This is a genomic window from Pradoshia sp. Z5_111 (genome assembly GCF_058267535.1).
The window spans coordinates 570212-585958 of record NZ_JBZCPQ010000001.1 but is presented as its reverse complement, the minus strand read 5'-3'; the positions used below and the strand labels follow the sequence as shown (position 1 = coordinate 585958).

Here is a 15747-nt window from a genome sequence, read left to right as displayed (position 1 = left end):
TAAGCGTATACACCATACTGAAGGAGTGATCTTTATCGAATCTATTTTAAAACCTGCCATAATTTTGACAGGCGGGTTTAGTGGAATACAGCTTATGGAGACAATCCAAAAGCTGCAAATCAAGAAAGCTTTTATCATGATTTCAGGAAAGCTTTACAAAGATGCGAAAACGCATCTCTTCTCAAAGCTTGAAAAACAAGGGATATCGTTTCAACTCTATATTTGCGACAAAGGTGAACCAACCTTCAGTCAGGTGAGAAAAACCACCCATACAGCTCTCTCAGAAGGCTGTGATGGTATTGTGGCAATCGGTGGTGGCAGTGTAATTGATCTCGCTAAGGCAGTTTCTGTCTTTGCCATTAATTCAGAGCATACTTTACTTACCACCCAGCAAGAATCCAAAATTAATCGTCTTCCCTTGATTGTCATACCAACCACAGCCGGTTCAGGATCAGAAGCAACAAAAGTTATGGTCATTACTGACGATGAAACTGGCATTAAACGCAATCCCTCTCATCCAAGTTTTGTACCGGATGCGGCCATATTAGATTCCTATTGGATCAAGAAATTACCGCCGGCCATCTCCGCATATACAGGCTTAGATGCACTTACCCATGCAATGGAAGCTTATGTTTCAACAAAAGCAACTGAATTAACAGACTTCTATGCTCTTCAAGCCTTCAAGAAAATCACCAACGCCCTTCCAAACGTTTACATAAAAACAAATGAACAACAAGCCTATGATGATATACTGATCGGCAGTTTATATGCTGGAATAGCATTCTCAAATTCATCAACTAACTTAGCACACGCCACAGGCAGAGCCTTAGGGACAAAATATAAAATCCCCCATGGTTTAAGTGTTGCACTCCTGCATCCATTTGTAATTGACTTCGGAATTGAAGATGCAGAAGATCGTTATGCAGAACTGGCCGTTGCTATTGGACACAACCCCAATGAAAGCAAATCAGCCCTGGCCAGAAAAATACTTAAACTGGTCTATCAATATAATGAGCAGTTTCAAATTTGGGAGACAGGAAGACCATACATCCCAACGGAACAAATGTGTTCCTCACAAATAAAGGAATTAACGGCGCTCACTCTTTGCGGCAATGGTATTGACACAAACCGCAGGATTCCAACTCAAGAGGATACTGAAAAGATTTTTCATCAATTATTTCAAGTATTGAACCCTGATTTGATTCATCAATATAATCGTAATGATTAAGGAGGAATATTATGGCTGAAATGAGTGGCGGCGAAGTCATCGCAAAAATGCTAAGCCTTGAGAATGTTGAAAAATTATTTGGCATCATTGATGGAACTTATTTTGGATTCTATTCAAACTTACAGAACCATGGTATTGAATTGATTTCTCCACGTCATGAGACGAGCGCAGCCCACATGGCTGGAGCCTATGCCAGATTGACTGGTAAGCTTGGAGTTTGCATGGCCAGCAATGGGCCGGGAGTAGCCAATATCCTTCCTGGACTAGTTGTCGAGCAGGCAGAAGGTAACCGGGTGCTTGTGATTACCAGTGCCAGGCGGACCGGCATCATGTACCCAGACCGTGGAGGTACCTATCAATGCTTTGATCAGACAGCAGTGATTGGCCAGATTGCGAAATGGAGCGAAGCAGTTCCTTCATTCGATAGGATTCCAGAAATGCTCCGCACCGCCTTAAGAAAATGTTTCGAAGGACGCCCAGGAGTCGTTCATCTTGATATACCGGAAAATATTCTCAATACGAAAGTGAAATGTGACCTTTCATTTTGGAGGGCTAGCCAATATCGTGTAACCCAGCCACCTGAACCAAATAAACAACAATTAGATGAAACGGTTGAACTGCTTATAACAGCTAAATTTCCTGTTATTCATGCTGGCAGCGGAGTCATTCATGCACGCGCCTTCAATGAGCTTGAGAAGGTTGCGGAATTATTACAATCGATGATTACAACAAGTTGGGCCGGACGAGGCGCTATTTCAGAGAATAACCGCCTTATGCTACCAATGGTTCATATTGAGGCTAATAACAAGGTTCGCAATGAAGCAGATGTGCTTTTAGTGCTAGGCTCAAGGATAGGAGAAACAGATTGGTGGGGAAAAGCACCTTACTGGAACAATAACCAAAAGGTAATTCAAGTCGATTTAGATCCTTCTATTCTCGGTGCAAATAAGCCAACTGAGGTCAGCATACTCTCAGATGTAAAAATCTTTTTAGAAAAATTATATCAACGACTTCTTCCCTTCAAGGATCAATTGAACTACCTTCAGCGCGAAGCATTGCTATCCAAATACCTTGAAGATAAGCAAAAGCACAGGGATAAGCTTAACGAACATCTAAATGATCATGCCACTCCGATGAACTCAGCTCATATTCCTGCTATATGCAGTGAGGTATTTCCAAAAGAATCACCACTTGTTATTGATGGCGGAAATACAGCCATTTGGACAAATTTCTATTATAAGGTTAGAGAACCGGGAACAGTCATTTCGACATTTAAATTCGGGATGCTCGGGGCAGGTGTCGGTCAGGCGCTCGGCGCAGCTGCTGCTAAGCCAGATGTACCTGTCTGCTGCATCATTGGAGATGGAGCAATGGGCTTTCATCCACAAGAGATTGAAACAGCAGTGCGGAATGGCTTGCATATTATCTATATCGTTCTTTGCGACCGTCAATGGGGAATGGTAAAAATTAATCAGCATATAGCCATGAAGCCAATTAAGACCTTAATCAAGAAAACCCTCAGCCCTGAAGAAAGCATTAATACAGACCTGGGCAATATCAATTTTCAACAGTTAGCTGAAAGCATGGGTGCACATGGGGAATATGCCAATAATCCAACTGAATTCCGCGAGGCCCTTGAGCGATCAATCCGAAGCGGGATTTGTTCGGTTATTCATGCTGATGTAGATCCAGTCAAGCATATGTGGGCACCAGGCTTAAAATATTTTAAAGAAATGCATGCTGAACCAAGGGGTAAATAGCATGAATATCGATGATATCCAATTAAATTTCAACGCAACTTCACTGACAATTATGAATATCTTAATCGGGTTTATCATGTTTGGGGTCGCTTTGGACTTAAAATTGGCAGATTTTAAGCAAAGTGTTAAAAACCCAAAACCGGCTATAATCGGGCTGTGTTGTCAATTCGTCTTGCTTCCGGCATTTACGTATCTACTCGTCCTTATCATACAGCCAAGACCAAGTATCGCTCTAGGATTATTTTTGGTAGCTGCTTGTCCGGGCGGCAATTTATCTAACTTCTTGACCTACTTAGCTAAAGGTAATACCCCATTATCCATCAGCATGTCGGCTATTTCAACCGTACTGGCTATTTTTATGACTCCCTTTAACACCTTGCTTTGGGGTTCTCTTTATGGACCAACAGATAGTTTGCTCAAATCCTTTACTATCAGTCCGCAAGACTTGCTAGTGACAATCTTTCTAATGCTCGGGTTACCGCTTGCTATCGGGATGTATATCAATCATAAATATCCGGAAAAAGCCCAGCAAATCAACAAATGGGCGAAAAAAGCTTCTATTGTTTTCTTCCTAGGCTTTGTCATCGTTTCACTGGCAGCAAATTTTAAATATTTTATTGAGTTCATTGGGATGGTTGCGATCATTGTATTTATTCATAATTTACTTGCCATAGTCATTGGTTACACCACTTCCTCGCTGTTAAGGCTTCCGATTGCTGATCGTCGGGCCATCTCGATTGAGGTCGGGATCCAAAACTCAGGACTAGGACTTGTTTTGATCTTTAATTTCTTTGACGGACTAGGTGGTATGGCCATAGTAGCTGCCTGGTGGGCAATCTGGCATATTATATCTGGGCTTACCATTGCTACTTATTGGTCAAAGCGGCCACCTCATAAAGAAACCGTCCAAGAATCAGCCAGGAGTGTGAAAACATGAATGTACTCATAACAGGCGCGGCAGGTTATTTAGGAAGCCTTCTTGTCCAACGACTATCTGTGGCAGAAAAAAACGGGAAACCTATTCACATTATCGCTACTGATATTCAAGAAAAGCCTATATTTTATTCCGACACTACCATAGAATATGTACAGCTCGATATCCGCTCAGAGGATGTACATAAGGTAATGGCCACATATCGTATCGATACGGTCGTCCACCTGGCTTCTATCGTTACACCAGGAAAAAAGAGCAACCGTGAACTGGAATATTCCGTTGATGTTCTCGGTACAGAAAATATTCTAAAGGCTTGCGTCAGCAATGGCGTGAAACGTCTTATCGTCTCCTCAAGCGGTGCTGCATATGGCTATCATCCAGACAATCCTGATTGGATTACAGAAGATGTGCCGATTCGGGGCAACAAGGAGTTTGCATATTCCTATCACAAAAGGTTGGTTGAACAGTTATTAGCTCAATATCGTCAAACTCACCCAGAACTGGAACAGGTCATCTTCCGAATAGGTACCATCCTTGGCGAGACAGTGAACAATCAGATTACCGCTCTGTTTGAAAAGAAAGCCTTAATTGGCATCTCTCGATCTGATAGCCCATTCGTCTTTATCTGGGATCATGATGTCGCTTGCTGTCTCGAACGGGCCGTTACAGGTGATGTGACAGGAATCTTTAATGTTGCTGGTGATGGTAAGCTAACAATCGATGAACTTGCCTATATATTATACAAGCCAGTCATACGGATCCCTGTATTAGTCGTAAGATGGGCTCTTTATATCTTAAAACGATTATCCCTAACTCAATATGGAGAGGAACAGGTTAACTTCCTTCGCTATCGACCTGTTCTAGATAACACTAAACTGAAAAACATTTTTGGATATACTCCAACTTATACAACAAGAGAAGTATTTGAATACTACCTGAAGCACAATGCTAAAATGAAAAGTCAACGTCATCAGTACCGAATTGATGTGAAATCATACAATTAACGTATTTATTTCATTATAATACGGTAACATTAATTGATAATTTACAAATGGGAGCAGATGCTAAAAGTTCTAAGATAAGTCAAGATGATTACATCTTAGTGCTAAGTACTAAACGTAAAGTCAGGTTCGCCAATTTAAATTACTTGTAATTATCTCGACTAAAATGAATATAGGGAACAAGACGTGTATCAGTTCTTAAATAAGGGTGGCCATACGTTTGTTACAAGCCTTTTGGGTTCTATAACTAAAAGGCATTTTTTTATTTAATAACAGTTTTCCTAAAAGTTTTTCTCTTCTTGTTCTACTTAAGTTTCAAATAAAGTCCCATTTAACGCTTGTATATATCGCTCAGCAGATTTTTGAACGGCTTGTTTGGCATCCTTCTGAATGATACGATGAAAAGCGTTGTAAATCCGGTCAAAGTTCATTTTGGCTACTTTATCGGCTATGTCCATTACTTTTTTAGCAGACAAGGGAATCAGATTGGGATAACTATACATAAAACTAACCCATTTACGATCAGCCACCACCTGAATAATATCTCCTGTCAACAAAATTCCTTTATGATGATTTCCTTTATTCCATTCAAGGACAGTGCCACCTTTAAAATGGCCACCTAATCTGTGAAGGATTAATCCTTCAGACAACTTTAAAGATTCTCCTGACCAAAATACAATTTTTTCACTTTTTCTTAATACCCACTCCTGGTCGTCTTCGTGTATATAGATTGGGATATCAAAGGCTTCAGCCCATTCTATCTGACTGGAATAGTAATGAGGATGTGACAATGCAAGTGCATTTAAGCCACCCATTTTTTTTATTTTATCGACGGTTAATTGGTCAATATAAGTAATACAGTCCCATAACAATGTAAAATTATCGCTTTGAACGATGTATGCTGTTTGACCGATACCAACATCTGGTTCTGTTTTCATACTGTACAAATCTTTTTCTTCATACTTTATTTCATTTTTAAATTGTTTTGAAGATAGCATCTCTTCCATTGTTGTCCACTGCTGCCCATTAGGATTAATATACTGTCTTTCCTCACTGCAAATTAAACATTTCACCGGTGGGTCATTTAAGTAGTCCGTTTGTGTCCCGCAAGTTGTACAAATGTAAAGTGTACTCATTTTTATAGCACCATCCCTTTAATTTGGTTCAGTTGTTTATGTGTTAAGTATATGAATTACCAAGAATTTTTACGTCCTGACAAAGGATGATATGATCTACAACTTAAGTCGCAAGTACTCCTGTATTCGTTAGATAAATAAAAGAGACCAGTTTCTATTTAACTGGTCCCCGTTCATTTGTTTCTTATTTAATTAGTGTCTTCTGAGCCCTAAAAAACTCAGTAAATGCTGCATTAATTTCCTTCGTTACTCTGAACTTGGATTTGCATCCAGTACAGCTATAGCGGAAGCCCCCTTTTTTTACATCCAAAAAGCCTATGAACATAAATATCGGGATTAAATACCAACCTGGCATTGGGATGCAGCATGCAATCAAAATAGCCAAAAACATCATATCAGAGACAGTAATTAGTTTTTTCACTTGATTTCCTTGGCATTTTCCGCATTTTACAATTTGTTGATCATTCATTATAATTCCTCCCTCTCATAATAATGAAAGCGCTTTATAAATAGAATTAGACATAAAATAAATAGTTCGTTTTGATAAAACGTATTCATATCGTTCACAATTTAGACACATATTATAATATTCGTCACAAATTTATAATGTCCTTCATTATTTCCAATTTACACAAAAATGTTTATTTATTAGTAGGGATTTTTATGATTATATGAAGCAAAAAGACTACGGATTATATTTCTTATGATGGTATTAGGTAAGAGGAACAATAAAAAGGGAGAGCGTTTTAAAACGCCCTCCCATTATTAATTGATTTGTTTTTTTATTTACCCACAAACATAATATGCAAGCAATTTTTGAACATCTTCAATGCTACTGCCTTTTTTGAATGTCTTAGTTATTGGTATATTTGCTCCAGATAACCAAATTTTAAGCTCGGCATCCAAATCGAATGTTCCAGCTGTTTCCGTACTGAAATGAGTGATACTTTTATAAGGAATGGAATGATACTCAACTTTTTTCCCCGTCATTCCTTGTATGTCTACAAGAATAAGTCTGTTGCCCGTAAATACAATCATATCCCTGATTAACTTGTACGCTTGTTGAACTTCTTCACCTGGAAACAATACTTCTTTTAGAGATTTGGATACTTCATCCTTACTTACAGTTGAAGAATTACCCATTAACCCATCTAAAATTCCCATCTATGCATCCTCCTTTATGATTCTGATTACTTAAAGTATACCTTACTAATGATTTTATATAAAATGGAATTAAATACTATAATATATTTGTACAAGTGTTCGACAAAAAAGATACAGGTTCTGTATTTATATGAAAGATATGAACTTACAAATAGGATGCTTGGTGGATGTCTTTATTTCCATCCCACCACTCTATTTTCAAATTCAATTAGAGTATTAAGGATCTTCAATAAAGGAGGAATTACGGTGCCAACTTGTCAAAACTGCGGCAGCAAATGGTCATGGAGTGATTCGCTTAAAAAATTAGCGTCATTCCGCAAAAATATGAAATGTAATAATTGTGGAGCTAACCAGTACCAAAGCACGTATTCACGAAAACTCACTTCTATTGTTGTATTATTTCCACTAGTAACCATTCCTTTTACGGTACTATTTAATTTATCCTTACCCTCTGTAATCATCATCGAATTAGTATTAATGCTTGTTGTTTTATTATCAATGCCTTTATTTTTACAATTGACTGATAAAGAAGAGCCGTTATGGTGAAAAAAGGAGACTGCTTAGAAATTCTAACAGTCTCCTTTTCTCTATTTTTACCTTCAATTCTATTGTAAAACTTCCTCACCTTGATAAATTCGGTAGGAAGGTACCACCGTATCAGTCACAATCTCTTTACCATTTTCACGGACAAAATCAAGTTTGTAATAAGAGTCAAAGCGCTGGCTGATCTCTGTTTTCACTAATTCTGGCGGTGTAACAACGATTAACTGGAATTTCAGTTTTTCTGCCACCGCAAAAATTGGATCAAGAACGTGTGCTGATGCCGCCTGGCCAAATGGATTATCACATACTAATGATACCCAGCTGTTATCTGCTTCACTCTTAACGGATAGAAGCATCATCATCATGACCATCCGGGCAGATAATTTTTGGCCGCCGCTTCCGTCTGACTTCGTCTTAGAACCTTGGTTAATAGTTTTCCAGGTTGAGTAATGTTCCTTCTGAGGCCGTCCATACATGAATGCGTTATCTGTACGCATGTTATAAACAAGCAGCTCAGGGAAACGATTGCGAAGAGATACAAACAGTATTTGTTCATCACTGATTAATTGTTTGATTTCAACCTCCAGAGCTTTATTGTGATCATCAATTGTCTCGAATTGCTTCGTGATTTTATCAATTGCCATAACGAAATGCTGCTTTAAAAGTGGTTCCACTTCTTCCGCATTTTTAGGCAATAGATCTTCCTTTAATTGAACCAGTGGGAATGTTCCACGCTCATTTTTGATTTTCATTTTCACAATCATGGAACGTATAGCATCGGACATACTCATAACCTTCATACTCGCACGGCTTGCCCAGAAATCCTGCGCCTTTTCAGCTCGTTCTTTATCACGGTCCAATTGCTCCAAGCCGCTTCTTGAAAATCGTTTCATATTCGAAATAATCGTTTCAATATGCGCATAATGGCGCGTATCCATATGATCTAATGAGGTCAAAACTTCATTTTTAAATCGAAGCTCCCAATCTTTATCCTCAATGGTCAGCTTTAGCTTACGAAGCGATTGTTCAAGCTTGGCATGTTTAACCTGTTTTTCTTCAATGAAGTTTTGGTGGGCTTCACACCAGGCTAATATACATGATTTCCCCTGATTTTTGATTCTCTCCACGACCTCATCTGTATAAGGCACTGGGTTTTCCTTGAGGATTACGGATAATGTTAATTGGTCTCCCTCATATCCATTAATACGTTCGTTTGTCTCTTTCAGCTTCTTCTCAGTCTGATCCAATTGTTTTTTGGTTAATTTAGTTCGGTCTTTAATTTCTACCTCTTTAACATCCAGATCCTGATCTTCCCATTTTTCCGGCTCTTGTTCATGCTTGCTTAGCTTTTTCTGTGCTTTTTTCGCTTGTTCATTTGCCAGATTAAGAGAGGTTTCTGCAACGGTTACTTCCTTATCCTGCTTACGCTCCTCTTTATCTGCTTCTTTTGCTTCTTTTTGAGCAGTTTGCTGCAAACCCTCTAATATACTGATAGGTTCATCAGGTACAGGCCTTTCTCTCCAGTCTTCATGTTGCTTGGATAGCTTCTTCTCCAATTTAGACTTCTGAGACATTTCAGCTTCTTTCTGTGCTTTTAATGTAAGTAATTCCTGTGCCTGTTCTTCCTTGGAGCGCTGCAAGAGTTTTAATTCATTCAATTGCCCCATGATTTTATCTAATATATGCAGGGACAAGCTTGGTACTTCATCGTTACCCTCCATTTTTTCTGCAGGTGGAAATGAAGCTGTATTTACAAATTGCGCGATTTCCTTAATACTCTGGTCGATAGCCAATTTCCATTCCAAATAAGTTTGATTCCATTGAGCACTTCTATCATTCAGCTCATCTAAATCCTTGGCAATCTCAGCCTGCTGTGCAATAAGAGTAGATTTATGCGTTTCTTTAGCTTCAAGTAATTGTTTATGTTCGTCATATTTTTCTTTTTCCAGAATAAATGCTTCCAATACATCTACGTGTTTTCCGCATTCCTCGATTCTCACTAGCTTTTGATTGATTTGTTCACGTAATTGAGCATGTAATTCTTTTTCTTTATCGAGGATTTGAACAGTTCGTTTTAATTCCGTATCAACCTTGGATATTTCCTTTTCTTCCTGTTCAATGAATTTGGCAATATCTACACAAAGATCTGTATCCGTCATTCTGTTTAATTCGTTATATAAACGGCGAAGAGATCGTTCTGATTTTCCAAGCTCATCTAAAACATCTTTTTTCTCTTCAATTTTCTTTGAAATTGATACCTTCCATTTCATAAATTCATTACGGTTTGTGATAAGTTCATGTTCTTCACCGTGCAAAACAACAAAAGAAGATACCGGATTACCATTCATCTCTTCTCTCAAATAAACAGGTACCGGGCTTTTGAATAGCCTTCCCTGTAATAGATGATGATTGATCTTTTCCCATTGAGTCTGGCTGACGACTAACCCGAACGGTAAAAGAGGATAGGCCTCCAGGTGATGAAGACGTTCATCTTCATCCAATGATTGCAGGTACTGTGTCCCATAGAACACATCTATGCCTGTTTTTTCATCAATCCACTCTTTAAACTCTTTTAGATCCTGATTAGCAATCCAAAAATTCTCATCGTTCAAATAATGGTCTAGCTGACTCTCCCATAGTTCTTTTTTAACCTGTTCACTCTCTTCCTGATTCTGCGTTAATTGACCTTCAATTCCGGCAGCGTATTTGGATAATAGAGCATGGGTCAAGGATGGTGAGACATCATCCAAAACTAATTTCATCCGTTCTAAAATAGAGGATTCTTTTAAATCCTGCTTTTGGTAAGCCTCTTTCCAATTATCTCGTTTGGTGTTCAGATGTTTCAGTGATTCACGCAATGTTCCTAAGGAACCGGACAGTTCATTTTGAAACTCCTGTGTTTGTTGATCCTTCTCCTGCAGTTGTTTTAACTCTTCCTGAAGCTGGATTAGATTTTGTTTAAAATGACTGATTAACCCAGATAAATCATATGTGACACGGTCACCAAATTGGGTGGACATTTCCTTTGATTTCACTTCAAAAGTTTGAAGCTCATCCTGAATAGAAAGAATTTCTGCACTTAATTTAGCGATCTCAATCGTCTTTTGTTTATCATGACCACTTGATTCTTTAATCCGTTTAGTCAGGTATTTTTTGTAAGCATGGTACTGGTTATTTGATTTGGCAATATCTAGATTCGCCTTTTCCCATTCCTCTGTAACCTCTGCTTTAATTTCTTCCATTCGTTGATTCACTTGTTCTAATCCACTATTTTGTTCAAGTTTACTCATTTGGTCAGTCAGATTAAGAATCGTATTTTCAAATTCACTCCATTCCTTTAATAACAAGGAGAAGGTGAATTCGTCCCTTATTGCTTGTTTTTCAGCGACAACTTCCTTCAGCTGTTCATGTTTCTCTTTGTTTTTCTGAAGCTGCTCTTCCCACTTACGTACATCCTGATGGGCCTTGGCATACTCCAAATTATCCTTTTCAAAGCGTAGGACAGACAGTTGCTTCGTTAATTGTTCAATCTCTGTTTCTAGTGAGATTAACTCTTCTTTTTCTTGCTTAATGACATGGTCCAAAGCACCGAGGAGCTGCTGGCCTTCCTTCGTACTTGCTTGTACAATTTCTTCATGCTCTACACCGATTCTGACATGATCTTCAAAAGGAACAATATCCTCTAAAAATTCCTTGTGGGCTTGTTCTCTTTTAAGTAAAACCGGCAAATCCTTTGCGATACTGGCCTGGCTTTTAAAGATTTCGATTAGGTCATTCTTTTGCGCTTCAGCTTTATTTAATACCTGGCTGACTGTTGGGATAATTCTCTTTTGAAAAAGGGAATGATCATCCTCTGCCCCTTCGAAATATTTACCAACTCCGCCTTCATCCCTGTTAATCTCTTTCATAATGTCCCAATCTTTTCGATTAATGCCATATGTATCAAGAATGCGGTAATGTTTTTTTATGTCTCGATATACATCGAATCCATTCCATTTAAAATAATCTTTCAGTTCTTCCGGATCAGCAACCTGTCCATTCTCGTATAGAGGAATATGCTCTAATGCTACATCCTCTTTACGATCAAATTCTCTGGCATAAAAAGTGATATTCGGAACAATCTTAGCTTCACGCTCATCTGAACCTGTTTCTTCATTGAGATCCTCATCCAACAATTTCTTTTGCTCAGCAGAGAACATACCACCGGTCACTAAATGCCGCCCATCGGAACCATCCAGTTCCCACTCGATTAATATATGGAAAGTATACGGTGCAAATTGTTCCTTTTTATTAAAGAAAAATTGCTGATAAAAACGATTATTTTGTTTGCCCCATGCTGTACCCGGTTTGAGCACCTGAAAGATGGATTGCAGAAAAACCCCTTTTCCGCCACCATTCATCATCGCGATTAATCCGTTTGTTGATGTTTGTTCATTGTGAAAATCAAAGGTTGTGTCCTTATATTGCTTTTGCATCCCGTCATACTTCAGTCCGACGATTCTAATGCGATGGATTTTCGGCATGCTCCTGTTCCTCCGTTCTCATAAGTTCCTTCATTTGTTCATAACGGTCATAATCATGGTAAAGGAATTCAATCCGTTCAAATAACTCCATTTTCGGAACAGCTTTTGGTATATCATCCTTGTCCAAAATCACAATCAGCCCTTCAGTTTCGAGCAGTCTCATAGCACTCGTAATCAGTCCGATACGAGTGCGCCTGTTCCCTTTCTTTGTGCCGAAATCATCCGTTTCTATGACCATATGGACCCATGTAGTCACGATATCCGGCATATCAATGGCTTGTTCCTCGCCAAAGGAAGGGTCCTCCTTTAACATTCGATTCCAGTTTGTAATCAATTCATTAACCTGGCGTTCCAATGCATAATAGGTTATCCCTTCACGCTTTGTCCGAATTCTGGCTGCCTGATTCTTATCCACCATAGCCAAAAAAGCCATTAGGATGACACTCATTAAATTAAAATACTTCTTATTTTCTATTTGTTTGTGCTTATCCTTCATATGGGTAAAATTAGTTGCAAAGACCGACCCTGCCGGCTGTACTACTAAATGGATACGCTTAGGCGATTCTATAATATAGGTTCCGGATTCATCTGCCAGTAATAGGACAGTTTGTCTGACTTCCGGCTCATAGTAGGTTTGAAAATGCTCGCTCGTTTCATCAATTACTTTTTCTTTTAGTAAAGTAAAGTACACTTGCGAAGCTTTTTTTATAATCTCATTATTCATTTATTCGAGTTCCTCCCGGACACAAATTTTAAATGGTGTCATTTTGGTCCTATACCAATAAATCGGATCTGATCGATGATCAAACTCCGTATAAATATGACGACCTTCCAATGATAAAAATTGTGGATATTCATTCATTAATCGATGAAGGAGGATTTCACGTTCATCCGTCAATGTTTCCAATTTCCTTGTCGGAGACATGATTTGGAGAGGTTTCTTATCAAACAACATCCATAAATCAATCGTTTCGCTTTCCTCAAACCATTGATCCTGTATTTCCATAGGCATATCTGCTAAATCCGCTAATGAAAATTCTCCATATTGCTGTATATACTCAAATACATATTTCCATGCTTTAATAACAGAGGACCAATCTGTTACTCGCTTGATTAATTCTTCTTCTTCATCCTCATCTTGATTCGTATCTTCTATTTGGAGTGTATGTGCCGATTCCTGCTCCATCCAAATCCAGTCCAGTGGGAGAATAAATTCATTTTTGGGTGAAAATAGCGGTCCAATAATTTGATCAATCAAACCGAAGTCTTTAATTCCCTCTTTCATTAACCAATTTTCATAAATATGCTCTCGGAATGAAACAAGGCTGTTTTCCCAAAATAGAGAAGGATTTTCTGCTTTTAATTTCATCTCATATGAAATATTTTGAATAACCAGCTTTGCAAACCGGTCATGAAGCTGTCTGGTATGTTCAATTTTTTCATGGAGAAGAATTAATTCCTTTTGAACCAACCCATTTTCTTCAGTACGTTTCGCTTTTTCAATCATAGACGAGATGGTACGAAAATGATTTTTCTCCTCCTCGAATTGCTCTTCAATCTCCCACCGGTTTTCCTCTCTTTGGTGTTCTTGCTCCAGGAGAAGAATTTTCGGGTTGTTCATCATCTCTTTCTGAAAGGAATATTCCTTTGTCATTAAACGATTCACTCTCGAAATGAGGTGATCTAAATTCCGTGTCGCTTTTTTGAAGTTGCCATTTTTAATCAGCTGCATACTATATAGCTGTTCAATCGTAATGGAGAACTCTTCCGCCATTTCCCGACTCATAAAAATCATTTCTTGTGCAACATCGGTTAATTTATAAACGATGGATCCACCCATCTCCAGGTTTGTATACAGTTCATCCATCATCACATAACGATAGGTTTGAGTATCCCATACCTGTTTCGTTTCATCAAAATATAAGGATTCAAATGGCTTGCTGTATTCTTCCTTCCCCTGAAATAAGAGACCATTCGTAATTCTTTCTATTTGCTTTTCATCAGCCGTCAGCTTCATTTGTTTAATGCTGTCCTCAACCATATGTAAAATGTCGGTTTTTCTACGGCCATCATCATCATTTAATTCACGATAAAACATGGTCAGTAGAACTTGCATTAATATAGTCTGTATATAAGGCTTGAGTTCACCGATTTCCATTCCTTTTCCCAATTCGAACAAAGGATTCAATCGTTTCATCCTTTGAGAAAAGCCTTCCCACGATTCGTTCACATCCATCTCCTCCACGTTTCAATCGTTAAAACCTCCTGCGGAATTCGGGTTTTGGCAGCCCATAATTCATTCAAGCTGTTTTGCTCCTCTTCCGTGAACCAGGAAAAGAATCGTTCCCTGTGTATTTCATTACGTACCTGTCCTGTCTCCGAATTTGCCTGAACCATGCAGTCAAGCATTTTGCGGTAGATTTTTAAAGCAGGCTGAATGGTGCATTCTTGATATTTATCTATCAATCTCATACAAATGCTGTAGCCCTCTGCATCTAAGTCACCTACATAATAAAATAAATAGGAGGAATCCTTCGGGAAAAGTTTAAAGAAGAAGGAGAAGCTCCTTTCAATCTTTTTACCTTCACCATAAATAATCAGTTCCGGTTCGTAATCTAATATTTCTTCTTCCAGCAATTGAACGCAAGTATGGAAGAATGATAGATTTTCTACTATTAAAACACGTTTAATGTCGGCTATCTGAGCACCTGGCTTCAACCAAAAAACAAATGGTTCTCCAAATTTCATACTTTTTAATTCTTCCATCGATACGCCGATTCTTTGTAGAAATCCCTTTCCCTCAGGGAATAAATCAGAGTCAGTTAGAAATTTTTCATGACCGAAAAGCTCAAGACTCCGCTCTTCCAGCGAAACAATTTGTCTATCCTGACTTGATTTTAGAAACGAATAAAGGTTTTTCACCCTGAACCATTCATCTTCCGTTTGCCATTCCGGATGGTTTTCATAATAAGAAAAATCAAATCGATCATTCAGCTTAAGCATCTCAAGACGATCCCATTTAGTGATTTCTTTTTTGATATTAACCCAATAAAATAATGGCAAGGCTGGATGCCGGCCATTTGTTTGTTTATTTAGTATCGGTATAAGAATATTCTCTTCAACGAGTCTTTCGATAACATCGTGAAACAATGTATACCCATCCATATCAAAATAGTCTTCTATATGTATTCTTAATTGGCTCTCCAATACATTTACATTTAATTTTTTCTTTTGCTGAGGATGCTGTATATCCTCTATAAACTGTCTAACTCTCACTTCAACCTTATTAATAACTGCCACCTTCTTCTTGCTTCAACTTACTTATAGGATTATATCAAAAAATAACCTATTTTCTCTTGGAGAATTTTGTCGATACGTATTATTATACACAAGATTTTCTGCTTTTCGGCTTATAAATAGGAAAAAAAACACTAAAAAAAGCATCTGTTTACTGACTT

At 38.2% G+C, this 15747-nt stretch carries 12 protein-coding genes; 5 read left to right on the top strand and 7 right to left on the bottom strand.

What is annotated here, in order from left to right:
• The first annotated feature begins 25 nt into the window (after window positions 1-25).
• The 4 genes from AC4D4A_RS02855 to AC4D4A_RS02840 are packed head-to-tail and all read left to right on the top strand — an operon-like array spanning window position 26 to window position 4926.
• Window positions 26-1228, top strand: coding sequence for an iron-containing alcohol dehydrogenase (locus tag AC4D4A_RS02855; protein WP_490994498.1), 1203 nt, complete (start codon window positions 26-28; stop codon window positions 1226-1228).
• An 11-nt stretch (window positions 1229-1239) separates the two neighbouring features.
• A complete protein-coding gene (locus AC4D4A_RS02850) occupies window positions 1240-2988 on the top strand; it encodes a thiamine pyrophosphate-binding protein (protein ID WP_490994497.1) in 1749 nt (582 codons plus the stop codon).
• A gap of 1 nt (window position 2989) precedes the next feature.
• Window positions 2990-3925: a bile acid:sodium symporter family protein gene (locus tag AC4D4A_RS02845; protein ID WP_140461476.1), complete on the top strand. Its 936-nt coding sequence runs from the start codon at window positions 2990-2992 to the stop codon at window positions 3923-3925.
• Window positions 3922-4926, top strand: coding sequence for an SDR family oxidoreductase (locus AC4D4A_RS02840; protein WP_490994496.1), 1005 nt, complete (start codon window positions 3922-3924; stop codon window positions 4924-4926). Before AC4D4A_RS02845 ends, AC4D4A_RS02840 begins: the two co-directional genes overlap by 4 nt.
• 305 nt (window positions 4927-5231) lie before the next feature.
• Here AC4D4A_RS02840 and AC4D4A_RS02835 read toward each other — a convergent pair whose 3' ends face one another.
• The 3 genes from AC4D4A_RS02835 to AC4D4A_RS02825 form a co-directional block, all read right to left on the bottom strand.
• Window positions 5232-6059, bottom strand: a complete 828-nt coding sequence (locus AC4D4A_RS02835) for an MBL fold metallo-hydrolase (protein ID WP_490994495.1) — start codon at window positions 6057-6059, stop codon at window positions 5232-5234.
• Window positions 6060-6243: 184 nt separating this feature from the next.
• Window positions 6244-6528 carry a hypothetical protein gene (locus AC4D4A_RS02830; RefSeq protein WP_139891914.1) on the bottom strand — a complete coding sequence of 95 codons (285 nt, stop codon included), beginning with the start codon at window positions 6526-6528 and terminating at the stop codon, window positions 6244-6246.
• Between the two features lie 317 nt (window positions 6529-6845).
• On the bottom strand, window positions 6846-7223 hold the full coding sequence (locus AC4D4A_RS02825; protein WP_490994494.1) for a PH domain-containing protein: 378 nt from the start codon (window positions 7221-7223) through the stop codon (window positions 6846-6848).
• 246 nt (window positions 7224-7469) lie between these two features.
• Between AC4D4A_RS02825 and AC4D4A_RS02820 the strand changes: the two genes are divergently transcribed.
• Window positions 7470-7769, top strand: coding sequence for a TIGR04104 family putative zinc finger protein (locus tag AC4D4A_RS02820; RefSeq protein WP_490994493.1), 300 nt, complete (start codon window positions 7470-7472; stop codon window positions 7767-7769).
• Window positions 7770-7828: 59 nt separating this feature from the next.
• On the opposite strand, the gene AC4D4A_RS02815 is transcribed toward AC4D4A_RS02820, so the two are convergent.
• From AC4D4A_RS02815 to AC4D4A_RS02800, 4 genes are read right to left on the bottom strand one after another with little or no spacing between them, the layout of a single operon-like run.
• The gene (locus AC4D4A_RS02815; protein WP_490994492.1) at window positions 7829-12289 is read right to left on the bottom strand and encodes a coiled-coil domain-containing protein; all 4461 of its coding nucleotides are present in this window, start codon (window positions 12287-12289) and stop codon (window positions 7829-7831) included.
• Entirely contained in the window at window positions 12267-13013 is a 747-nt protein-coding gene (locus AC4D4A_RS02810) for a DUF6063 family protein (protein WP_490994491.1), read from the bottom strand. Before AC4D4A_RS02810 ends, AC4D4A_RS02815 begins: the two co-directional genes overlap by 23 nt.
• Window positions 13014-14525 (bottom strand): hypothetical protein, encoded by a 1512-nt coding sequence (locus AC4D4A_RS02805; protein ID WP_490994490.1) that lies wholly within the window; start codon window positions 14523-14525, stop codon window positions 13014-13016. It lies immediately after the preceding gene.
• On the bottom strand, window positions 14516-15589 hold the full coding sequence (locus AC4D4A_RS02800) for a Wadjet anti-phage system protein JetD domain-containing protein (protein WP_490994489.1): 1074 nt from the start codon (window positions 15587-15589) through the stop codon (window positions 14516-14518). The genes AC4D4A_RS02805 and AC4D4A_RS02800 overlap by 10 nt, the downstream gene beginning before the upstream one ends.
• Between the last annotated feature and the right edge of the window lie 158 nt (window positions 15590-15747).